Source organism: Pseudomonas sp. DF11 (genome assembly GCF_058148565.1).
The window spans coordinates 142,734-164,394 of the sequence record NZ_JBYVYN010000009.1 but is presented as its reverse complement, the minus strand read 5'-3'; the positions used below and the strand labels follow the sequence as shown (position 1 = coordinate 164,394).

The 21,661-nt window shown below is 62.4% G+C and carries 17 protein-coding genes; 7 read left to right on the top strand and 10 right to left on the bottom strand.

Features of this window, described 5'->3' with window-relative positions:
- Positions 1–14: 14 nt before the first annotated feature.
- From AC30D9_RS24180 to AC30D9_RS24165, 4 genes are all read left to right on the top strand, one after another.
- The gene (locus AC30D9_RS24180; protein WP_134923748.1) at positions 15–401 is read left to right on the top strand and encodes a RidA family protein; all 387 of its coding nucleotides are present in this window, start codon (positions 15–17) and stop codon (positions 399–401) included.
- Positions 402–616: 215 nt separating this feature from the next.
- The gene (locus tag AC30D9_RS24175; protein ID WP_003182813.1) at positions 617–1,381 is read left to right on the top strand and encodes an IclR family transcriptional regulator; all 765 of its coding nucleotides are present in this window, start codon (positions 617–619) and stop codon (positions 1,379–1,381) included.
- 40 nt (positions 1,382–1,421) lie between these two features.
- On the top strand, positions 1,422–2,639 hold the full coding sequence (locus AC30D9_RS24170) for an amino acid deaminase (RefSeq protein ID WP_490145014.1): 1,218 nt from the start codon (positions 1,422–1,424) through the stop codon (positions 2,637–2,639).
- A 153-nt stretch (positions 2,640–2,792) separates the two neighbouring features.
- The gene (locus AC30D9_RS24165) at positions 2,793–3,707 is read left to right on the top strand and encodes a sugar kinase (RefSeq protein ID WP_490145013.1); all 915 of its coding nucleotides are present in this window, start codon (positions 2,793–2,795) and stop codon (positions 3,705–3,707) included.
- A 138-nt stretch (positions 3,708–3,845) separates the two neighbouring features.
- Here the strand turns inward: AC30D9_RS24165 and AC30D9_RS24160 are convergent, their stop codons facing one another.
- Positions 3,846–4,121 carry a peptidylprolyl isomerase gene (locus tag AC30D9_RS24160; RefSeq protein ID WP_019690952.1) on the bottom strand — a complete coding sequence of 92 codons (276 nt, stop codon included), beginning with the start codon at positions 4,119–4,121 and terminating at the stop codon, positions 3,846–3,848.
- Positions 4,122–4,166: 45 nt separating this feature from the next.
- Complete coding sequence (locus tag AC30D9_RS24155; protein WP_490145012.1) at positions 4,167–6,704, bottom strand: hybrid sensor histidine kinase/response regulator; 2,538 nt, start codon at positions 6,702–6,704, stop codon at positions 4,167–4,169.
- A 132-nt stretch (positions 6,705–6,836) separates the two neighbouring features.
- Between AC30D9_RS24155 and AC30D9_RS24150 the strand changes: the two genes are divergently transcribed.
- The gene (locus AC30D9_RS24150) at positions 6,837–7,952 is read left to right on the top strand and encodes a PilT/PilU family type 4a pilus ATPase (RefSeq protein ID WP_109751850.1); all 1,116 of its coding nucleotides are present in this window, start codon (positions 6,837–6,839) and stop codon (positions 7,950–7,952) included.
- A 165-nt stretch (positions 7,953–8,117) separates the two neighbouring features.
- Here AC30D9_RS24150 and AC30D9_RS24145 read toward each other — a convergent pair whose 3' ends face one another.
- From AC30D9_RS24145 to AC30D9_RS24130, 4 genes are all read right to left on the bottom strand, one after another.
- Positions 8,118–10,073 (bottom strand): acetoacetate--CoA ligase, encoded by a 1,956-nt coding sequence (locus AC30D9_RS24145; protein ID WP_490145011.1) that lies wholly within the window; start codon positions 10,071–10,073, stop codon positions 8,118–8,120.
- Between the two features lie 157 nt (positions 10,074–10,230).
- The gene (gene hbdH, locus AC30D9_RS24140) at positions 10,231–11,007 is read right to left on the bottom strand and encodes a 3-hydroxybutyrate dehydrogenase (RefSeq protein WP_116832006.1); all 777 of its coding nucleotides are present in this window, start codon (positions 11,005–11,007) and stop codon (positions 10,231–10,233) included.
- A gap of 7 nt (positions 11,008–11,014) precedes the next feature.
- Positions 11,015–12,406, bottom strand: a complete 1,392-nt coding sequence (locus tag AC30D9_RS24135; protein ID WP_134923754.1) for a GntP family permease — start codon at positions 12,404–12,406, stop codon at positions 11,015–11,017.
- A gap of 302 nt (positions 12,407–12,708) precedes the next feature.
- The gene (locus tag AC30D9_RS24130; protein ID WP_134923755.1) at positions 12,709–14,124 is read right to left on the bottom strand and encodes a sigma-54 interaction domain-containing protein; all 1,416 of its coding nucleotides are present in this window, start codon (positions 14,122–14,124) and stop codon (positions 12,709–12,711) included.
- A 226-nt stretch (positions 14,125–14,350) separates the two neighbouring features.
- Here AC30D9_RS24130 and AC30D9_RS24125 point away from each other — a divergent pair, with 226 nt between their 5' ends.
- Complete coding sequence (locus tag AC30D9_RS24125; protein ID WP_490145010.1) at positions 14,351–14,566, top strand: TIGR02450 family Trp-rich protein; 216 nt, start codon at positions 14,351–14,353, stop codon at positions 14,564–14,566.
- Positions 14,567–14,734: 168 nt separating this feature from the next.
- On the top strand, positions 14,735–16,069 hold the full coding sequence (locus AC30D9_RS24120) for a methyl-accepting chemotaxis protein (protein ID WP_134923757.1): 1,335 nt from the start codon (positions 14,735–14,737) through the stop codon (positions 16,067–16,069).
- 12 nt (positions 16,070–16,081) lie between these two features.
- Here AC30D9_RS24120 and AC30D9_RS24115 read toward each other — a convergent pair whose 3' ends face one another.
- From AC30D9_RS24115 to AC30D9_RS24100, 4 genes are read right to left on the bottom strand one after another with little or no spacing between them, the layout of a single operon-like run.
- Positions 16,082–17,656 carry an ABC transporter ATP-binding protein gene (locus AC30D9_RS24115; RefSeq protein ID WP_490145045.1) on the bottom strand — a complete coding sequence of 525 codons (1,575 nt, stop codon included), beginning with the start codon at positions 17,654–17,656 and terminating at the stop codon, positions 16,082–16,084.
- Positions 17,657–17,682: 26 nt separating this feature from the next.
- Positions 17,683–18,705, bottom strand: coding sequence for an ABC transporter permease (locus tag AC30D9_RS24110; RefSeq protein WP_134923758.1), 1,023 nt, complete (start codon positions 18,703–18,705; stop codon positions 17,683–17,685).
- A complete protein-coding gene (locus tag AC30D9_RS24105) occupies positions 18,705–19,763 on the bottom strand; it encodes a microcin C ABC transporter permease YejB (RefSeq protein ID WP_134923759.1) in 1,059 nt (352 codons plus the stop codon). The genes AC30D9_RS24110 and AC30D9_RS24105 overlap by 1 nt, the downstream gene beginning before the upstream one ends.
- A complete protein-coding gene (locus tag AC30D9_RS24100; RefSeq protein WP_134923760.1) occupies positions 19,763–21,631 on the bottom strand; it encodes an extracellular solute-binding protein in 1,869 nt (622 codons plus the stop codon). Before AC30D9_RS24100 ends, AC30D9_RS24105 begins: the two co-directional genes overlap by 1 nt.
- Positions 21,632–21,661 lie beyond the last annotated feature (30 nt).

Below are 21,661 nucleotides of genomic sequence, written 5' to 3'. Positions count from 1 at the left end.
CAAGGAGATAACCCATGAGCATTACCCGATACGGCACCGGCAGCACCGCAGGCGGCGGCCAGCCACGGCCATTCGCCCGCGCCGTCGAGGCCGATGGCTGGCTGCACGTGTCCGGTCAGGTACCGGCGGTGAATGGCGAGATCATTGTCGGTGGGATCGTCGAGCAGACCCACCAGACCATGAAGAACCTGGTCGCCATTCTCGAAGAGGCCGGATACGGCCTGGAAGATGTGGTGCGCTGCGGCGTGTGGCTGGAAGACCCGCGGGATTTCTGGAGTTTCAACAAGGTGTTCGGCGAGTACTTCAGCCCGGAACACGCCCCGGCCCGGGCCTGCGTGCAGGCCAGCATGATGGTCGATTGCAAGGTCGAGATCGATTGTGTGGCATACAAGAAGAAGTGATCACCTGTGGCGAGGGGATTTAGCGAAACGTCGCACCGCCCCGTTGGGCTGCGAAGCAGTCCCCAACAAGCCACTGCGGGGTGTCAGGTTGGGCTGCGATCAAGCTCATTAGGGCCGCTTCGCAGCCCAGCGGGGATAAATCCCCTCGCCACAAGGAGCTGTGGTCAGCTTGCAGTCTGGTTAAACTCCCGGCCAATTGAATGGGAACCGAAAACATGACCGAAGACACCATCAAACGCCGGGCCCGGGGATTGGATCGGGCGTTCGATATCCTCGATTTTCTCAAGGAAATCGGCCAGCCGCTGCGCCCGAACGACATCGCCAGCGGCATCGGCAGCCCCAAGTCCACGGTCTATGAACTGGTGGCGTCGCTGCTGGAGCGACGCATCCTCGAACCCGTGGGCAAGGACGGTCACGTCTACCTGGGCCGCCAGTTGTACTTTCTCGGGCAAGCGCACCTGCGGCATTTCGACTTGAGCCGCGAGGCCGATCACGCGCTGCAGGAGATCGTCAGCCAGACTCGCGAAACCGCACAGATGTGCCTGCTCAACGGGCGCAAATACACGGTGGCGCTGATGAAAGAAGGCGAGCGGCATTTCCGTATTTCCTCGGACATCGGTGAAAACGCGCCGATTCCCTGGACGGCGTCCGGGCGCCTGCTGCTGGCGCATTTGAGCGACCAGCAGATCGTCGACCTGATCGACCCGGATGATTTCATCCTGCCGGACGGCGAGCGCCTGCCCCTGGAGCAATTCCTCAAGGAAATCCGCCAGGCCGGCCTCGATGGATTTTTCTCCTTCGACAGTGTCGCCGATACCTTCACCCACTGTTTCGCCGCGCCGGTCAAAGACCCCAATGGCGTGGCCATCGCGACCCTGTGCATTGTCGCCCCACGGGCCGACGCCAAGAACAATTACGCCGACTACCGCCGGGTGCTGATCGAAAGCGCCAACAACCTGGCCCGTCGCATCAATGAATAGACAGCAACGGCACTAGCGGCCGTGTGCGAGGAGTTCGAACATGTCATCTGCCATTCATAACGCTGCCGTGGAGAAGGGCGCCGCCACCGTTGGCGCGCATTTGCTGCGGGACGTCAGCCTGCCGGCGCTGGTGCTGCACCGCGCGGCGCTGGAACACAACATCCGCTGGATGCAAACGTTCGTCACCGACAGCGGTGCCGAACTGGCACCCCACGGCAAGACCAGCATGACCCCGGCGCTGTTTCGCCGCCAGCTCGACGCCGGCGCCTGGGGCTTGACCCTCGCCACCGCCGTGCAGACCCGTGCCGCTTATGCCCACGGCGTACGCCGGGTGCTGATGGCCAACCAACTGGTGGGCGCGCCGAACATGGCGTTGATCGCCGAGTTGTTGGCCGACCCGGCTTTCGAATTCCATTGCATGGTCGATCATCCCGACAACGTGGCTGACCTGGGCGCGTTCTTCGCCGCTCGTGGCGTGAAGCTGAACGTGATGATCGAATACGGCGTGGTCGGCGGTCGCTGTGGCTGCCGGACCGAGGCCGAGGTGCTGGCCCTGGCCGAGGCGATCCGGGCGCAACCGGCGCTGGCGTTGACCGGCATCGAAGGCTACGAAGGTGTCATCCACGGTGACCACGCCATCAGCGGCATCCGTGCGTTCGCCGCGTCCCTGGTGCGGCTGGCGGTGCAGTTGCAAGACAACGGTGCCTTCGCCATCGACAAGCCGATCATCACCGCCTCAGGTTCGGCCTGGTACGACCTGATCGCTGAATCCTTCGAGGCCCAGAATGCCCACGGGCGTTTCCTCAGCGTGTTGCGTCCTGGCAGTTACGTGGCCCATGACCATGGCATCTACAAGGAGGCGCAGTGCTGCGTGCTGGAACGGCGCAGCGACCTGCACGAAGGCCTGCACCCGGCCCTGGAAGTCTGGGCCCATGTGCAATCGCTGCCGGAGCCGGGTTTCGCGGTAATCGCCCTGGGCAAGCGCGACGTGGCCTACGACGCCGGATTGCCGGTGCCGCTCAAGCGCTACAAGCCCGGATCGGATTCGGCGGCGGGGGAAGACGTCAGCGGTTGCAAGGTGACGGCGGTGATGGACCAGCATGCGTTCATGAACGTGGCGCCGGGGGTCGAGTTGCGGGTCGGGGACATCATTTCGTTCGGTACTTCCCATCCGTGCCTGACCTTCGACAAGTGGCGGGTGGGGTGTCTGGTGGATGAGCAGTTGCGGGTGGTGGAGAGCATGGAGACGTGTTTCTGAGGCTTGAGACCGAGTCGCGGCTATCGCGAGCAGGCTCGCTCCCACAGTGAATCTTTGGCGAGCACAGATGTGTGTTCACAACGGCCCAAATGTGGGAGCGAGCCTGCTCGCGATAGCGGTCTGCCAGACACCACCGAAATATCAGGATCATTCATGAGTACACCCAAACCCCGCATCGCCCTGATCGGCGAATGCATGATCGAACTGCAACAACGCGCCGACGGCAGCCTGCAACAAAGCTTCGGCGGTGACACCCTGAACACGGCGGTGTACCTGTCCCGTGCCTTGGGCGACCGGGGTGCGGTGGATTACGTGACCGCCCTGGGCGACGACAGTTTCAGCGATGCCATGTGCGAGCAGTGGGCCGCGGAGAATATCGGGCTGGAACGGGTCCAGCGTCTGCCCGGGCGCTTGCCGGGTTTGTATTGCATCCAGACCGATGCGGCGGGTGAGCGACGGTTTCTGTACTGGCGCAACGAGGCGGCGGTACGCGATTGCTTTACCACCCCGGCCGCCGGGCCGATCCTGGCCGCCTTGCTGGATTACGATGTCCTGTATTTCAGCGGCGTCACCCTGGCGGTGCTCGGCGAGCAGGGGCGGCTCAAGCTCATCGAAACCCTGGTCCAAGCGCGTCGGCGCGGAGCCCAGGTGGTGTTCGACAACAACTACCGGCCAAGGCTCTGGGCCTCGGTCGAGGCAGCCCGCACGGCCTATCGCAACGTGTTGCCCTACGTGGAGCTGGCGCTGTTGACGGTGGAGGACGAGCAGGCGCTGTTCGGTTATGCCGACAGTGAGGCGGTGTTCGCCGCCTATGCGCAGTTTGGCACGCCGGAAGTGGTGCTCAAGCGCGGGGCCGAGGCTTGCCTGATTCGTTGCGATGGCCACTCCTATGAAGTACCTGCCCAGCGGGTCGAGCGGGTGGTGGACACCACGGCGGCGGGGGATTCCTTCAGCGCCGCGTACCTGGCGAGCCGCTTGCTGGGTGGCAGCCCGGAGGAAGCGGCCGAGGCCGGCCATCTGTTGGCGAGCCGGGTGATCCAGGTGCCTGGGGCGTTGATGCCTCGGTAACGCAGGGTACACAGAACCTGTGGGAGCGAGCCTGCTCGCGATGGCGTCGGATCAGCCATATTTGCATCGGCTGATGTACCGCCATCGCGAGCAGGCTCGCTCCCACAAGTGTCTCCTACAGGGCGTCTGGAGTTAAATTCAATCCCGGTAGAACACCTGCACCAAGTGATAGCCGAACTTGCTCTTGATCGGTCCATGCACCACCCGCAGCGGCTTCTTGAAGATCACCGCATCGATCGCGCCGACCATCTGCCCTGGCCGCACTTCACCCAGGTCGCCGCCGCGCTTGCCGGAGGGGCAGGTGGAGTATTTTTTCGCCAGCACATCGAAGGCTTCGCCCTTGGCGATGCGTTGCTTGAGCTGTTCGGCTTCTTCGGCGGTTTTCACCAGGATATGGCGGGCTTGGGCTTTCATTGCAACGCTGACCTGAACGTAACGAGCCGGCGATTATGCCTCAAGTCAGCTGTCATGGTTGATCATCGTCCGAATCTTGTTGGCCAGCAGATCAAGAGTGAACGGTTTGGCGACCATGTCCATACCCTGTTCGAGGAAGCCCTGGCGTTCGGCGGCTTTCTGCGCGTAACCGGTCATGAACAGCACTTTCAGCCCGGGCCGGTGCTGGCGGGCGATTTCCGCCAATTGCCGGCCATTCATGCCCGGCAGCCCGACATCGGTCACCAGCAAGTCGATGCGCTGCTCCGATTCCAGCACGGGCAGCGCGGTCACGGCGTCCCGGGCTTCCAGGGCGGTGTAGCCCAGGGCCTGCAGCAGGTCGAGCACCAGCATGCGCACGGCGGGTTCATCCTCCACCAGTAACACGGTTTCCCCGGCGATGGCCGGCGGTGCGTCGATCGCTTCCGGCGTGGCGGGTTGTTGTGCGGGTGAAATGTGCAAGCGCGGCAGATACAGCTGCACTCGCGTGCCCTGGCCCGGCACACTGTCCAGGTTGAGGTGCCCGCCGGACTGTTGGGCAAACCCGTAGATCATCGACAAGCCCAGGCCGGTGCCCTGGCCAATGGGTTTGGTGGTGAAGAACGGATCGAAGGCCTTGGCCCGCACGGAAGGCGTCATGCCGCTGCCATTGTCGCTGACGGCAATCATCACGTAGTCCCCAGCCTTCACGGGCTCCAGGCTGTTGATGTCAGTACCGTCGAGATAGACATTGGCGGTTTCGACGATCAATTCGCCGCCGTCGGGCATCGCATCGCGGGCGTTGATCACCAGGTTGAGCAGGGCGTTTTCCAACTGGCTGGCATCGGTGCTGACCGGCCATAGCTCGTCGGTCAGTTGCAGCCGTAGCTCGATATGGTCGCCGGTTGTGCGGCTCAGCAGGTCTTCGAGTGAGCGCACCAGGTCATTGGCGTCCAGCGGTTTGCGGTCCAGGGACTGGCGCCGGGAAAAAGCCAGCAGCCGATGGGTCAGGGCGGCGGCGCGGTTGGCCGAGGACACCGCCGCTTCGGTGAAGCGCCCGATCTCGGCGGCGCGACCGGCGGCGATGTAGCGTTGCATCAGATCGAGGCTGCCGAGAATGCCGGTGAGCATGTTGTTGAAGTCATGGGCAATGCCGCCGGTGAGCTGACCCACGGCTTCCATCTTCTGGGCATGACGCAGGGCTTCTTCGGCGCGCTCGCGTTCGAACATCTCGCTTTGCAGCCGTTGGTTGGCTTCGGCCAACTGCTGGGTTCGGGCGATGACGCGTTCTTCCAGTGTTTCGTTGAGGTTGCGCAGGGCTTCCTCGGTTTTCTTGCGCTCGGTTTCGTCGATCACAAAGATGTAGAAACCGTTCACTGTGCCGTCCGAACCCTGGCGAGGCAGGTAGTTGATCAGTGCATGGCGCGGGCGACCGTCGCGATGGTTTGACTGCACGGCGAAGCTGCACGGTTTGCCGGCCAGGGCGTCGGCGATCTGCTGGGCGCGGGCGGCGTAGGCCTCTTCGCCAAGCACTTCGCGGATGCTCTTGCCGTAGAGTTCCTGCGGGGTCAGGCCGTACCAGTCCAGGTAGGCGCTGTTGTTCAGCCGGAAACGCTCTTCGCGGTCCACGTAGCTGATGAGGATCGGCATGGCATTGATGATCAGCTGCAGCTCGGTCTGGCTCTGGCGCAGGGCTTGCTCGGTGCGCTTGCGTTCGGTCAGGTCCAGGGCGGCGCCAAGAAAGCGCTTGGGGCGGCCGTGGCGATCCTTGTAGCAGCGACCACGCACGTATACCCAGCGCAATTCATCGTCGGGTTGCAACAGTCGGTATTCCTCGGCGTATTCGGTACCGTGGGTGATGCAGTGCTTGATACTGCGGGCAACCATCGCCCGGTCCTCGGGGTGCACGCCTTCGAGGTAGGCGCTGATCGGCAACTGGCGTGACAGGCTGGGATCGACGCCATGCAACAGGGCGAAATGGGCGTCGGCAATAAAGCGGTCTTCGCTGATGTCCCAGTCCCAGGTACCCAGCGCGTCGGCGGCGGCCAGGGCCAGTTGCAGGCGTTCTTCGCTTTCGTGCTGGGCCTTGAGGCTGGCCTCGGAGCGTCGTTCGAACTCCATGGCCAGGCGGCGCCGTTCGCTGGTCTCGATGGCGGTGACCAGGATGCCTGCGACGGTGCCGCTGTCGTCGCGCACCGGGCTGTAGGTCAGGTCCAGCCAGACATCGCAGAGGCGCCCGGCGAAGGGCACGCGCCATTGTTGATCACGGCAGGTGTGCGTCTGGCCTTGCAACACGCGGTGATAAATCCCTTCGGTCGTGCCTTTGAGTTCGGGCCATGCTGTATGGGTCGGCTGGCCGAACGCCCGGGGATGCTTGTCCCCGGTCAGGCGGCCGAAGGCGTCGTTGTAGAGCTGGGACAGTTGCGCTCCCCACAGCAAGGCCATCGGCATGGGCGAATGGAGCACGATGTCCACGGCGGTGCGCAGGCTCTGGGGCCAATCCTGGGCAGTGCCCAGCGGGGTCATCGCCCAGTCCACTTGGCTGAGCAGGCGCTGTGTATCGCTGCCGGCGGGTGTTGCGCTCATCACGCAATCCCTGGCTGTCGTGTCTGTGCCACGGCGTCTACTATCCTCAGGGAAAGGTAAGTGCAGGTTGGTCTGACGGGTTTCATGTTCGGCTCGGCTTGTTTCATTGATGTCTCGCGGAAGTTTCAGTCCATGGAAATCGATCCGTTGTTGCGAATCCTGGCGAGCCAGAATGGTTCCGACCTCTACATGTCTACGGGGGCGCCGCCCTGCGCGCGTTTCGAAGGCGTGCTCAAGCCCTTGGGTAACGAGGCATGCAAGGTCGGCGACATTGCCAGGCTCGCCGAGTCTTTGATGGACGCCGAACAGCGCCTTGAGTTCGATCGGGAGTTGGAAATGAACCTGGCGATCTCCCTGGCTGGCGTCGGGCGTTTCCGGGTCAATATCTTCAAGCAACGCAATGACGTGTCCATGGTGATACGCAACGTCAAGCTGGACATCCCGCGCTTCGAAGACCTGAAACTGCCACGGGTGCTGCTCGATACCATCATGCAGAAGCAAGGGTTGATGCTGTTCGTCGGGGCGACCGGGTCGGGCAAGTCGACCTCCCTGGCGGCACTGATCGATTACCGCAATCGCAACAGCAGCGGCCACATCATCACCATCGAAGACCCGGTGGAGTATATCCATCGGCACAAGAAATCCATCATCAACCAGCGCGAGGTCGGTGTCGACACCCGCAGTTTTCATGCTGCCCTGAAAAACACCCTGCGCCAGGCGCCGGACGTGGTGCTGATCGGCGAGATCCGCGACCGGGAAACCATGGAGCATGCCCTTGCGTTTGCCGACACCGGGCACTTGGTGATTTCCACGTTGCATGCCCACAACGCCAACCAGGCCCTGGACCGGGTGATCAACTTCTTCCCGGAAGAGCGTCGGCCGCAGTTGCTCAACGACCTGGGCAACAACCTCAAGGCCTTCGTTTCCCAACGCCTGGTGCGCACCCGTACCGGCCAGCGTCGGGCGGCGGTGGAGGTGATGCTGGGTTCGCCCACGGTAGCCGACCTGATCCGCCGCAATGAGCTGGGCGAGCTCAAGGGCATCATGGAAAAGTCCGAAGAGTTGGGCATGCAGACCTTTGACCAGGCCTTGTTCAACCTGGTGGCAGAGGGAGCCATCGATGAGGAAGAAGCGCTGAAAAACGCTGATTCGGCGAACAACCTGCGCTTGCGCCTGAAGTTGCATGCCGAGTCGGGCGCGGCGCCACCCGCCGATCCGGCGGCGGGTGAGTGGGGGTTGATGGATTGATCGTGTCGGGCACCGCCCCTGTGGCGAGGGGATTTATCCCCGCTGGACTGCGAAGCAGTCCCACGTTCAGTCAACTCACTCCGTCTGACACACCGAGATGTCAGGTTTTAGGGCTGCTTCGCAGCCCAGCGGGGATAAATCCCCTCGCCACAGGAGCTGCTGCGCTTAAGTGGCCAGTTCTGGCCGCCCCCGAAACTGCTCCAGCGCCTCCGGATTGGCCAGGGCATCGGTGTTCTTCACCACCTCGCCATGCACCACATTGCGCACCGCCAGTTCGACGACTTTGCCACTGATAGTCCGGGGAATGTCCGTCACCGCCAGAATTTTCGCCGGCACGTGCCGTGGCGTGGTGTTGGCCCGGATGACTTGGCGGATCTTCTGCTCCAAGGCCTCATCCAGCTTCACCCCGTCCCGCAGGCGCACAAACAGTACCACCCGCACATCGCCTTGCCATTGCTGGCCGATGGCGACGCTGTCCAGCACCTGCTCGACCTTCTCCACCTGCCGATAGATCTCCGCCGTGCCGATGCGCACGCCACCGGGGTTGAGCACGGCGTCGGAGCGTCCATGGATCAGGAAGCCGCCGTGGGCCAATTCTTCGGCGTAGTCGCCTTGGGCCCACACACCGGGAAACTGGCTGAAATAGGACGCGCGAAGTTTCTCCTGTCGTGGATCGTTCCACAGGCCAATGGGCATCGCCGGGAAATGTCGGGTGCACACCAACTCGCCTTTTTCGCCGATGACCGCTTGGCCGGCTTCGTTCCAGACCTGCACCGCCATGCCCAGGCTCTTGCCCTGCATCTCGCCTCGACGCACCGGCGACAGCGGGTTGCCGTTGACGAAGCAGGACACGATGTCGGTACCGCCGGACATCGAGGCCAGGCAGACGTCGGGCTTGAAGTCGCGGTACACGTAATCGTAGCTATGGGGCGCCAAGGCCGAGCCAGTGGACAGAATGGTCCTCAGGCTGCCCAGGTCGTGACTTTGCCGAGGTTTGAGGCCCTGGCTCTCCAGTGAGGCCAGGAACTTGGGGCTGGTGCCGAACACGCTGATACGCTGCTGGTCGATCAGGTCGAGCAGGCGCTCGGGGCCGGGATGAAACGGCGAGCCGTCATAGAGCACCACCGCACTGCCCACGGCGTGGGCCGATACCAGCCAGTTCCACATCATCCAGCCGCAGGTGGTGTAGTAGAACAGCCGGTCCTCGGGGCCGAGATCGACGTGCAGGCCATGTTCCTTGACGTGTTGCAGCAATACGCCGCCGGTGCCGTGGACGATGCACTTCGGCACGCCGGTGGTGCCGCTGGAGTAGAGGATGTACAGCGGATGATCGAAGGGCACGCCAGTGAACTGCGGTTCGCCGCCGCTTTGATAAAACGCGTCCCACAATGCGACGTTGGCCCGGGTCTTGAAATCGTCGACGCTTGCATCGGGTCGGGCATAGGGCAGCACGATCAATTGCTGCAACGACGGCAGTCGCTCGAGGATTTCGTTGACCTTGGGCCGCTGGTCGATGACCTTGCCGGCGTAACGATAACCGGCGCAGGTGATCAGCACTTTTGGTTCGATCTGGCCGAAGCGGTCGATGACCCCTTGGGTGCCGAAATCCGGCGACGAACAGGACCAGATCGCCCCCAGGCTGGTGGTGGCGAGCATGCCGACCAGGGTTTGCCAGGTGTTGGGCATGCAGGCGGCCACCCGATCGTCCTGGGTGACGCCGGCGGCTTGCAGGCTTCTTTGCAGGCCAGCGACGTGGGCGGCGAGTTCGCTCCAGGTCAGTTGCTCCTCACCGCCGTTTTCGTCGAGTGCCACCACGGCGACGGCGTCGTCACGGCGGCGTAGCAGGTGTTCGGCGAAGTTCAGTGTGGCGCCGGGGAACCACCGGGCACTGGGCATTTGCGAACCCTCCACCAATACCGCGTCGGGGGCTTGGTGAAAGCGAACCTCGAAGAAATCGACGATGGCCTGCCAGAAGGCCTCGCGCTGGTCGATGCTCCAGGCGTGCAGGGCAGGGTAGTCGTTCAGTTGTAGGTGATGCCGCGCATTGATGAACCGGCGAAAGGCGTTCATGCGCGACTGGGCGATGCGTTCGGGGGAGGGTTGCCAGAGGATGTCGGACATGGGGTGCCTCTTATTTTTTTATGCACACACACAAACTATAGAGCGGCTCAATCTGGTGTGAGAGCAAAGCTTGCTCGCGAAACAGGCGCCTCGATTCTGAAAAATCGCATCGACTTCATCGCGGGCAAGCCTTGCTCCCACAGGGCTTCGCAGGAGCCTACTGAGCCAACCACCCACCATCGATATTCCACGCCGCGCCGCGCACCTGGCTGCCGGCTTCGCTACACAGGAACAGCACCAGTTCCCCCAGTTGCGGCGGAGTGACGAATTCCAGGGACGGCTGTTTCTCGGCCAGCAGGTCATGCTGCGCCTGTTGCGGATCGACACCGGTAGCAATGCGGTCGTCGATCTGCTTCTGCACCAGCGGCGTCAGCACCCAGCCGGGGCAGATGGCGTTGCAGGTCACGTTGCTGGTGGCGGTCTCCAGGCCGACCACTTTGGTCAGGCCGATTACCCCATGCTTGGCCGCGACATACGCCGCCTTGCCCACCGAGCCGACCTGACCGTGCACCGAGGCGACGTTGATGATCCGCCCCCAACCCTTGGCGCGCATGCCCGGCAGGCTCAGGCGAGTGGCGTGGAACACCGAGGACAGGTTGATGGCGATGATCGAATCCCAGCGTTCCACCGGAAAATCTTCCACGGCGGCCACGTGCTGGATCCCGGCGTTGTTCACCAGGATGTCCACGCCGCCGAACTCACGCTCGGCGTAGGCGAGCATGTCGGCGATCTGCGCCGGGTCGCTGACGTCGGCTGGATGGTGGCCGACCTGGCCGCCGAACTGTTTCACCTCGGCAATCACCGCCGAGGCATCGCCAAAGCCGTTGAGGATCAGGTTGGCGCCGGCCCTGGCCAGGCTCAGGGCGATGCCCAGGCCAATGCCGCTGGTGGAACCGGTGACCAGGGCAGTCTTGCCCGAAAGAGTGGTTGTCATGGAAACCTCACACAATGCCAGTGGCGTAGAACACACCGATCACGAAGAACACCGCGAGGGTCTTGATCAGCGTAATGCAGAAAATGTCTTTGTAGGCTTCGCGGTGGGTCAGCCCGGTCACCGCCAGCAGCGTAATCACCGCGCCGTTGTGGGGCAGGGTGTCCATGCCGCCGCTGGCCATGGCGGCCACCCGGTGCAGCACTTCCAGGGGAATGTTGGCGGCGTGGGCGGCGTTGATAAAGGTTTCGGACATCGCCGCCAAAGCGATGCTCATGCCACCCGAGGCAGAGCCGGTGATGCCCGCCAGCAGCGTGACGGTCACCGCTTCGTTGACCAGCGGGTTGGGAATGCTCTTGAGCCAATCGGCCAGCACCAGGAAGCCTGGCAGCGAGGCGATCACCGCGCCGAAGCCGTATTCCGAAGCCGTGTTCATCGCCGCCAGCAACGCACCGCCCACTGCGCTCTTGCTACCTTCGGCCAATTTGCTGCGAATAGCCCGGAAGCCGAACAGCAGAACCATGATGATGCCCACCAGCAACGCAGCCTGTACCGCCCAGATCGCGGTGAGCTTGGCGATGTCGCTGGTGACCGGCGCGGCCATGCCCGGCAGCGCCAGGCTGTGAGTCTTGCCGTACCACTGGGGAATCCACTGGGTGAACAGCAGGTTCATGATGCCTACCGCCAACAGCGGCGAAACGGCGATCCACGGGTTTGGCAGCTTGATGTCTTCGGCGGTTTCCGGCTCGTTGCGCAATTCGGTGCCGTAGCCTTCGCCCACACGCTGGGCCTTGTTGCGCTGGCGTTGCAGGAACAGCATGCCGAGGCTGAACACGAAGATCGTGCCGATCACCCCCAGCCACGGTGCGGCCCAGGCGGTGGTGTTGAAGAAGGTGCTGGGGATGATGTTCTGGATCTGCGGCGTGCCGGGCAGGGCGTCCATGGTGAACGAGAACGCGCCGAGGGCGATGGTGGCCGGAATCAGACGCTTGGGGATATTGCTCTGGCGGAACATCTCGGCGGCGAACGGGTACACCGCGAACACCACGACGAACAGCGACACACCGCCGTAGGTCAGCAAGGCGCAGACCAGCACGATCACCAGCATGGCCTGGCGCGTCCCCAGCAAGCGAATCGCGGCGGCGACGATGGAGCGGGAAAACCCCGACAGCTCGATCAGCTTGCCGAACACCGCGCCCAGCAGGAACACCGGGAAATACAGTTTGATGAAGCCGACCATTTTTTCCATGAACACCCCGGTGAATGCGGGGGCAACGGCGGACGGGTCGGTGAGCAGGACGGCGCCGAGGGCGGCGATGGGGGCAAAGAGGATAACGCTGTAGCCACGGTAGGCGGCGACCATCAGCAGCGTGAGGGCTGCCAAGGCAATGATCACACTCATGGTGTGTCTCCTGGGATTGTTATTGTTGTGATGAAGCTGTGGGGAGGGCTTTAGCGAGTTTTGTGCCAGGTGTGTAACTGGCTGAAATATAAGGAGATTGTTTGGATTTGGAGGAATGGTCTAAAGATTTAGTCTCTGTTTTGAGATTTTCGGAGCTGTGCGGGCCTCATCGCGAGCAGGCTCGCTCCCACAGGTTGACCGTGTTCGACTGGAAAACGCAGTCCACTGTGGGAGCGAGCCTGCTCGCGATGAGCGCGAAGCGCTCCAAAAGGGCTTGTCTAAATATGGAGACATGAGTCTCTTTATTGAGACTCCGCAATTCCCAACGCCACCATCTTCTTGTACAAAGTCGACCTCCCTAGCCCCAACCGCTCGGCCGCTTCGACCACCTTGCCCCCGCATTGCGCGAGGGTGGTTTCGATCAGGTGTCGATCGAATCGTGCCCGGGCCTGGCTGAAGGTTTCGTGCGCCAGCGGCTCCAGGCTGGGACTGGTCGTGCGGGTGACCGGTGTGAAAGTGCCAATGGCCGCACGGATGTCGGCGGCGGTGAGCAGCAGGTTGTCGCTCAGCAGCGCGGCTCGCTCCAGCACATTGCGCAGCTCGCGGATGTTGCCCGGCCAGGCGTGTTGGCTCAGCAGGTCGAGGGCGTCGTGGTTCAGTTCGTGCTGGCTGCGCAGTTCTTCGAGGATCGCCTCGCTCAAGGCGGGCAAGTCATCCAGGCGTTCGCGCAGCGGTGGCACCTGGATCGGCAATACGTTGAGGCGGTAATATAGGTCGGCGCGGAACTCCCCACGTTTGATCGCCGCTTCCAGATCCATGGAAGTGGCGGCGATCACCCGCACATCGCTTTGCAGCACCTCGTTCGAGCCCACCGGTTCGTACTCCTTCTCCTGGAGCACCCGCAGCAGTTTGCTTTGCAGCGGCAAGGGCATGTCGCCGATCTCGTCGAGGAACAGCGTACCGCCCTGGGCGATCTGCAGTTTGCCGGCGCGGCCCTTGCGGTCAGCCCCGGTAAAAGCCCCAGGCGCGGTGCCGAAGAATTCGGCTTCCAGCAGCGATTCAGGAATCGCTGCGCTGTTGATACTGACGAACGCCTTGTGCGCGCGCGGCGAAGCGCTGTGGATGGCCTGGGCCAGCAGCTCCTTGCCGGTGCCGGTCTCGCCGAGCAGCAGCACGGGAGAATCGGCGCTGGCGCTGCGTCGGGCGCGGCGCTTGACCTCCAGGCCGGCGTTGCTGGTGCCGATGAAATGGGCAAAGTTGTACTTGGTTTGCCGCGCCCGCAGCAGCGAGCGGGTGGAGGCCAGTTCTTCCTGCATGCTCAGGTAGCGCTTGAGCATCGGCGACAGGCTGCGCAGTTCATCGAACAAGGCAAAACCGATGGCGCCGATCACCGCGCCGGCGCTGTCGTGGATCGGCAGGCGCATCACCACCAGCGGTTCCTTGGGCGTGTCCTGCATGTCCAGCAGAATCGGCCGCCCGGTGCGCACCACTTCACGCAGCAGGCTGCCCGGGATCACGCTCTCGCACGCCCGGCCGATGGCTTCTTGCGCCGAGTTCAGGCCGAAGCGCCGGGCGTAGCGTTCGTTCATCCAGACGATATTCGCGTCACGGTCGACAATCACCGTGCCTTCGCTGGACTGCTCGATGATCTCGAACAACGAACGGATCGCCAGCGTGCGCACGCGCTTGTAATCCTTGAGGCTTTCGGTGGGGTTCATCGGGCATTTCCAGAAGGTGGGATTTGCCGGCATCCTCCGATCAAAGGGGTTGCCAAAGAGCGGCATTATGCCGGGAGCGGCTGGCCGAGCACTACTCCGCCCGCATTCTTTGCCGTGGCATGGCGCGCCTCGCTGGCAACACGAGGTCTCGGCAAGTCTGCGCAGTAGTGGGTAGCTGGAGAAAGTTGTACAGTTATTAGTATTTTGTACATTTTTGAGAGCGCTCATGAATAAATTCAACCCTCGCAAGCTGCAGCTCTCTAAATGGACGGCCTGTGTGCCGACTGACCGGGAAAAGCATTTTCTCGTCATCAAGCTGCTCTGTGATGAGGAGGGGACACCCATTCAGGTTGAGCTTGAGGCTGTGTACAGCGCTCGTGTAACGGTGTTCGACTGGCGCGAGTTGCGCGATAGCAAGCATTGGAAAATGGGCTGGTGCTGAATGGCTTGGGCTGTGCCATAGAGATCCGTATGACTTACTATAGTTATACACAATAATAAAATTGTACAAGTTTTCCTGCGATAATGGCTTAATGCGGCCATCTAGCGATGGCACCTCTGCCTTCGTGTGGCTACAGCCACGCATTCACCGCTTCCGGGAGCGCCATCCATGTTCATTCGTACTCGCAAGCATCAGGACGCCTTGCACGAAATCCAGGCCAGGCAGGCTATTCTCGAAGCCGAACGGACGGCCTTGCAGCAATGCATGGCAATCATCGAGTTCACCCCGACGGGTGAGGTGCTCGACGTCAGCCCGGCTTTTTTGAAAATGATGGGGTATTCACTCAGCGAAACCCTCGGTCAGCATCATTCGATGTTTTGTGAGCCTGCCTATTCACGCAGTGCCGAGTGCTCGGCGTTATGGCGGCAGCTGGGGCAGGGCTCTTCTGCCGACAGCCAGTTTATGCATTTGCGGCGTGATGGAAGCTGGTTGTGGGTGCACGCAAGCTACGTCCCTGTGCTGGATCAACATGCAAAGGTGCAGCGCATCATCCTGATCGTTCGCGATATCAACGAGCGGGTGTTGCGCGCCCAGGCCGAAACCAGCTTCATGCAAGCGATCGACCGCTCCATGGCGGTTATCGAATTTGATCTGAACGGTCAGGTCGTGAATGCCAACGAGAATTTCATGAACGTCATGGGATACCGCCTGCAAGAGATTCGGGGCCAGCATCACCGGATTTTCTGCAAGCCAAGCGAGGTCCAGAGCGAGGCTTATCGTGGCTTCTGGGCCGGGCTCAATCGCGGTGAATACAGGACCGGCCTTTTCGAACGCGTCGACAATCGAGGCGCGACTGTCTGGCTGCAGGCTACCTACAACCCTCTCTACGATGCACGGGGGCGCTTGTATGGCGTGGTCAAGTTCGCCACTGACAGCACTCGCGAAGTCGAGCAGCGCCAAAGTGAATCAAAAGCGGCCGGACTTGCTTTCGAGACGTCCCGGCAGACCGATGAGCAAACCCGGCTCGGCACGTGTGTGGTTCAGCAAACCGTTACGGTGGTGCAAAGCATCGCCGATGAGCTTCAACAGGTGTCAGCCGGGATAGGTGCCCTTAGCGCGCAGTCCGAGGAAATCGGTAGCATCGTCGATGCCATCCGGGGCATCGCCGAACAGACCAATCTGCTTGCCCTCAATGCAGCCATCGAAGCGGCTCGTGCCGGGGAGCAGGGACGCGGCTTCGCGGTGGTGGCCGATGAGGTGCGCAATCTGGCGCGACGTACAAGCCAGTCAACCGTGGCCATTACTCAGGTCGTCGCCAAGAACCGTGAATTGGCCAGGCAAGCGGTGAGCAGCATGCAATCGAGCACGCTCAAGGCAGAGCAGGGGGTGAAACTGGCTAACCAGGCTGGCACTGTCATTCTGGATATTCATCGAGGCGCGCAGCAGGTTGTGGAGGTGATGGGAGAATTCGCTCAAGCGCTGGATCAACGACGTGGCGCCTGAGCGAACCCGGGATTACTGCGGCTGCGCCGCCGCCAACAACTCCTTGGTATAGGGATGCTGGGGCGCGTCGAACACGTCATGGCTGGCGCCTTGCTCGACCACTTTGCCGTCCTTGATCACGATCATGTCGTGGGCCAGGGCGCGGACCACCGCCAGGTCATGGCTGATGAACAGGTAGGTCAGGCCGTGCTTTTCCTGGAGCTGGCGCAGCAGCGCGACCACTTGTTTCTGCACGGTGCGGTCCAGGGCCGAGGTCGGTTCGTCCAGCAGGATCAGGGCCGGCTTGAGCACCAGGGCCCGGGCGATGGCGATGCGTTGGCGCTGCCCGCCGGAAAATTCATGAGGGTAGCGGTGGCGGCTCTGCGGGTCGAGGCCGACTTCCTTGAGGGCCTGGATCACCTGTGCTTCACACTGCTCGGGGCTGGACGGGCTGTGGACTTCGAGGCCTTCGCTGATGATCTGCTGCACCGACATGCGCGGGCTGAGGCTGCCGAATGGATCTTGGAACACCACCTGCATTTTCTTGCGCCACGGCCGCAGTGCCTTGTGGGATAACTGCTCAAGGGCCTGGCCCTGGAAGCGGATGCTGCCTTCGGACTCGATCAGCCGCAGGATCGCCTGGCCGAGCGTGGACTTGCCGGAGCCGGATTCGCCGACGATGCCCAGGGTCTTGCCGCGCTGGATGGACAGGCTGATGCCATCCACGGCGCGCAAATATTCTTTGCGCCGGAACAACCCGCCGCCGAGGGCGAAACTCACGCGCAGGTCGCGCACCTGCAACACGTCTTCGCGTTCGTCCCGGGGCAAGGCTTCGCCCTCCGGTTCGGCGTGCAGCAGCTCGCAGCTGTAGGGATGTTTCGGTGCGCTGAACAGGGTTTCGCAAGGCGCCTGTTCGACGATTTCCCCAGCCTTCATCACGCACACCCGTTGGGCGATGCTGCGCACCAGGTTGAGGTCGTGGCTGATCAGCAGCAGGGACATGCCGAGCCGTTGCTGCAGTGACTTGAGCAGCAGCAGGATCTTGCGCTGCACGGTCACGTCCAGCGCGGTGGTTGGTTCGTCGGCAATCAACAGTTCCGGCTCGCAGGCCAGCGCCATGGCGATCATCACCCGTTGGCGTTGGCCGCCGGACAGTTGGTGAGGGTAGGCCTTGAGGCGTTCGGCGGGTTTCTGGATGCCCACCAGGGCCAGCAGTTCCAGAATGCGCTGGCGCGCGGCTTTGCCGCCCAGGCCCCGGTGCAGCATCAGGGTTTCACCGATCTGCTTTTCGACGCTGTGCAGCGGATTCAGCGAGGTCATCGGCTCCTGAAAGATCATTGCGATCCGGTTGCCGCGCAGTTCGCGCAAGGTCTTGGCCTCTGCGCCCAGCAGTTCCTGGCCGCGATAGCGAATGCTGCCGGTGGTGCGGGTGCCGTTCTCGGGCAGCAATTGCAGGATCGAATGGGCTGTCACCGACTTGCCGGAACCCGACTCGCCTACCAAGGCCAGGCATTCGCCAGGGCGAATATCCAGGCACAGGTTGCGCACCACGGTGTTGTCGTTGAAGGCCACGCTCAGGTCGCGGATTTCGATCAGGTTGTCGCTCATCTCAAGGTTCCGCTTCATGGCTGTTTTCAAGAGCGTGGGTCGAATGCGTCTCGCAACGCCTCGCCGATAAATACCAGCAGGGAAAGAATCAGCGCCAGGGTAAAGAACGCCGTCAATCCCAGCCATGGCGCTTGCAGGTTCTGCTTGCCCTGGGCGATCAGTTCGCCCAGGGAGGCGCTGCCGGCCGGCATGCCGAAGCCGAGGAAATCCAGGGCGGTGAGGGTAGAGATCGCGCCAGTGAGGATGAAGGGCAGGTAGCTCAGGGTGGCGTTCATCGCGTTGGGCAGGATATGCCGCACGATCACCTTGCGGTCGCTAAGACCCAGGGCCCTGGCGGCTTTCACGTATTCGAGGTTGCGCCCGCGCAGGAACTCGGCGCGCACCACGTCCACCAGGGCCAGCCAGGAAAACAGCGCCATGATTCCCAGCAACCACCAGAAATTCGGTTCCACGAAGCCGGACAGGATAATCAGCAGGTAAAGCACCGGCAGCCCGGACCAGACCTCCAGCAAGCGTTGCCCGAGCAGATCCACCCAGCCGCCGTAATAACCCTGCAATGCGCCAGCGGCGATGCCGATCAGCGCGCTGATGGCGGTCAGGGCGAGGGCGAACAGGATCGACACCCGCGCGCCGAAGATCACCCGTGCCAGCACGTCACGGGCCTGGTCATCGGTACCCAGCCAGTTCACCGATGAGGGCGGGCTCGGCGCCGGTTTGTCGAGGTCATAGTTGGGTGTGTCGTCGCTGAACGGAATGGGCGGAAACAGCAGCCAGCCCCCGTCCTTGTGGATCAGGTTCTGCACGTAGCTGCTGCGGTAATCGGCCTGGAACGGCAACTGTCCGCCAAATTCCTGCTCGGTATGGCGCTTGAACACCGGGAAATACAATGAGCCCTGGTAGCTCACCACCAGCGGCTTGTCATTGGCGATCAACTCGCCGCCCAGTGACAGGATGAACAGCCCAATAAACAGCCACAGCGACCACCAGCCCCGGCGGTTTTTCTTGAAGCGTTCGAAGCGCCGACGGCCCAAGGGCGAAAACTTGAACATCAGGCGTTCCTCGCGGCGAAGTCGATGCGCGGGTCCACCAGGGTGTAGCAGAGGTCGCCGATGAGTTTGATGAGCAGGCCGAACAGCGTGAAGATGAACAGCGAGCCGAACACCACTGGATAATCCCGCGACACTGCGGCCTCGTAGCTCATGCGTCCCAGGCCGTCGAGGGAAAAAATCACCTCGATCAGCAGGGAACCGGCAAAGAACACGCTGATGAACGCCTGGGGAATGCCCGAGACCACCAGCAGCATCGCATTGCGGAACACGTGGCCATACAGTACCCGCCGTTCGCTCATGCCCTTGGCCCGCGCGGTGACCACGTACTGGCGGGTGATTTCATTGAGGAACGAGTTCTTGGTCAGGATCGTCAGGGTGGCGAAGCCGCCGATCACCAGCGACGTGACGGGCAGCACCAAATGCCAGAAATAATCGGCGATCTTGCCCAGCGTCGACAGCGACTCGAAGTTATCCGACACCAGCCCGCGCACCGGAAACCAGTTCAGCGACGTGCCGCCAGCGAACACCACGATCAGGAACATGGCGAAGAGGAACGCCGGCATGGCATAGCCAATGATGATCGCCGTGCTGCTCCACACATCGAATGCCGAGCCGTGACGCACTGCCTTGCGGATGCCCAGGGGGATCGACACCAGGTAGGTGATCAGCGTCGCCCAGAGCCCGAGGGAGATGGTCACCGGCATCTTTTCCAGGATCAGGTCGGTGACCGTGGCGCCGCGGAAGAAGCTCTTGCCGAAGTCCAGGCGCGCATAGCTGCTGAGCATCAGCCACAGGCGTTCGTGGGCCGGTTTATCAAAGCCGTATTGTTTCTCGATGTCCTTGATCAGTTGCGGGTCCAGGCCGCGACTGGCACGGGAGCTGCCGGTCATGGCATTGCCCGAACTGCCGACGCTGGCGCCGCCAATGCCTTGCAGGTGGGCGATGGCCTGCTCCACTGGGCCGCCGGGCGCGGCCTGCACGATGACGAAGTTCACCAGCAGGATGATCACCAGCGTGGGGATGATCAGCAGCAGGCGCCGCGCGATATAAACCCACATCAATGTGGCCCTCCGGGTGTGCCGCGCCTGAGGCGTTCGGCGCGCATCTGCTCGTTGGTCAACGGTGTGCTGCTCACTTCCCACCAGCTTTCGATGGCTTCCTCATTGCTGGCCTGTACCTTTGGAATGCCGAAGCGGTTCCACCACACGGTCGAGCTGCCTGGCGGGTAATAGTTGGGGATCCAGTAATAATTCCATTGCAGCACCCGGTCCAGGGCGTGGGCATGGCGCAGCATGTCGGCCTTGGTAGTGGCCTTGACCAGCCCGTCGATCAGCGTGTCCACCGCCGGGTTCTTCAAGGCCATGTAGTTGTTGGCCCCTGGATCGTTGGCGGCCGCCGAACCGAAGTAGTTGTAGAGCTCCATGCCCGGCGATGTGCTGACGGGGTAGCCGGTGATGATCATGTCGTAGTCGCGGCTCATCAGGCGATTGACGTACTGGGACGCGTCGATACGACGGATACTCATGTCGATGCCGATTTGCGCCAGGGTTCGCTTGTAGGGCAGCAGCAGGCGTTCGATACCGTTCTGGCTGTTGAGGAAGGTGAAGCTCAGCGGCTCGCCCTCGGCATTCACCAAGCGGTCGCCGTCGGGTTTCCAACCGGCCTGTTCCAGCAGTGCCAGGGCTTGCAGTTGTTTGTCACGGATCACGCCGCTGCCGTCGGTTTTCGGTGCCTCGAACACCTGGGTGAAGACTTCGTCGGGTATCTGCCCGCGCAGCGGCTCGAGGATCGCCCGTTCGCCGGCATCGGGCAGTTGTCGGGCGGCCAGGTCCGTGTTGGAGAAGTAACTCTGCTGACGCACATAGAGGTTGCGCATCATCTGGCGATTGCTCCATTCGAAGTCCCAGAGCATGGCCAGGGCCTGGCGTACGCGGCGGTCCTGAAACTGCGGTCTTTGCAGGTTGAAGACAAAACCCTGGGCCGTCTGGGGCGCCTCGGTGGCCAGATGGGCCTTTTGCAGGCGACCATCCTGCAGGGCCGGGCCGTCATAGCCGATGGAGTAGGCGGTGGCGGAGAATTCGCGGTTGTAGTCATAGGCGCCGCCGCGCAGCACCTGGCGGGCGACATCGGTGTCGCCAAAATACTCGATGCTGAAGTGGTCGAAATTGTAGAGGCCACGACTGACTGGCAGGTCCTTGCCCCACCAATCGGCATTGCGTTCGAAGGTAATGCTGCGCCCGGAATCGACTTTGCTCACCCGGTAGGGACCACTGCCCAGTGGGGCCTCGTAGCCGCCGCCGTTGGCGAAATCGCGGGTTTTCCACCAGTGTTCGGGAAAGACCGGCAGGGTGGCGATGTCCAGGGGCAGGGTGCGGCTTTCATTGTTCTTGAAGTCGAAACGAACGGTACGCTCGTCCTCGACCACGACATCCTTGACCGCCGCGAATTGGGTGCGATAGCGCAGGCTGCCCTGGGTCATCAACAGCTCGAAGCTGTAGCGCACGTCCTGGGCGGTGATGGGCTTGCCATCGGCGAAGCGCGCCTTGGGGTTCAGGTAGAAGCGCAGGGACAGGCCATCGTCGCCACGCTCCATCTTCTGCGCCACCAGGCCATAGACGGTATAGGGCTCATCCAGCGAGCGCTGGGCCAATGGCGAATACAGCATCCCGTCGATCTGACTGACCCCGATACCTTTGTCGATATACGGCAGCACATGGTCGAAATGGCCGATCTCGATGGCCGAGCGGCGCATGGTCCCGCCTTTGGGGGCCTGGGGGTTGGTATAGGCGAAGTGGCCGAAGCCTTCGGCGTATTTGGCCGGTTCGCCATAGACGGTCAGGGCATGTTGCGGTGCTGCCCCGACGCCAGCGGCACCTGTCAGCAGGACCACGGCAGTCAATAGCAGGGAAGGGAACGCCAGTCGCATTGTCAGCCTTAAAGCCGGGTGATCGATGAC

Excerpts from the sequence above, each read along its gene's own strand:
- AC30D9_RS24120 (WP_134923757.1), top strand. The coding sequence starts at position 14,735 with ATGTTCATTCGTACTCGCAAGCATCAGGACGCCTTGCACGAAATCCAG.
- AC30D9_RS24115 (WP_490145045.1), bottom strand. The coding sequence starts at position 17,656 with ATGAGCGACAACCTGATCGAAATCCGCGACCTGAGCGTGGCCTTCAAC.
- AC30D9_RS24110 (WP_134923758.1), bottom strand. The coding sequence starts at position 18,705 with ATGTTCAAGTTTTCGCCCTTGGGCCGTCGGCGCTTCGAACGCTTCAAG.
- AC30D9_RS24160 (WP_019690952.1), bottom strand. The coding sequence starts at position 4,121 with ATGAAAGCCCAAGCCCGCCATATCCTGGTGAAAACCGCCGAAGAAGCC.
- AC30D9_RS24135 (WP_134923754.1), bottom strand. The coding sequence starts at position 12,406 with ATGAGTGTGATCATTGCCTTGGCAGCCCTCACGCTGCTGATGGTCGCC.
- AC30D9_RS24125 (WP_490145010.1), top strand. The coding sequence starts at position 14,351 with ATGAATAAATTCAACCCTCGCAAGCTGCAGCTCTCTAAATGGACGGCC.
- AC30D9_RS24155 (WP_490145012.1), bottom strand. The coding sequence starts at position 6,704 with ATGAGCGCAACACCCGCCGGCAGCGATACACAGCGCCTGCTCAGCCAA.
- AC30D9_RS24180 (WP_134923748.1), top strand. The coding sequence starts at position 15 with ATGAGCATTACCCGATACGGCACCGGCAGCACCGCAGGCGGCGGCCAG.
- AC30D9_RS24175 (WP_003182813.1), top strand. The coding sequence starts at position 617 with ATGACCGAAGACACCATCAAACGCCGGGCCCGGGGATTGGATCGGGCG.
- AC30D9_RS24165 (WP_490145013.1), top strand. The coding sequence starts at position 2,793 with ATGAGTACACCCAAACCCCGCATCGCCCTGATCGGCGAATGCATGATC.
- AC30D9_RS24170 (WP_490145014.1), top strand. The coding sequence starts at position 1,422 with ATGTCATCTGCCATTCATAACGCTGCCGTGGAGAAGGGCGCCGCCACC.
- AC30D9_RS24150 (WP_109751850.1), top strand. The coding sequence starts at position 6,837 with ATGGAAATCGATCCGTTGTTGCGAATCCTGGCGAGCCAGAATGGTTCC.
- hbdH (WP_116832006.1), bottom strand. The coding sequence starts at position 11,007 with ATGACAACCACTCTTTCGGGCAAGACTGCCCTGGTCACCGGTTCCACC.
- AC30D9_RS24145 (WP_490145011.1), bottom strand. The coding sequence starts at position 10,073 with ATGTCCGACATCCTCTGGCAACCCTCCCCCGAACGCATCGCCCAGTCG.
- AC30D9_RS24130 (WP_134923755.1), bottom strand. The coding sequence starts at position 14,124 with ATGAACCCCACCGAAAGCCTCAAGGATTACAAGCGCGTGCGCACGCTG.
- AC30D9_RS24105 (WP_134923759.1), bottom strand. The coding sequence starts at position 19,763 with ATGTGGGTTTATATCGCGCGGCGCCTGCTGCTGATCATCCCCACGCTG.
- AC30D9_RS24100 (WP_134923760.1), bottom strand. The coding sequence starts at position 21,631 with ATGCGACTGGCGTTCCCTTCCCTGCTATTGACTGCCGTGGTCCTGCTG.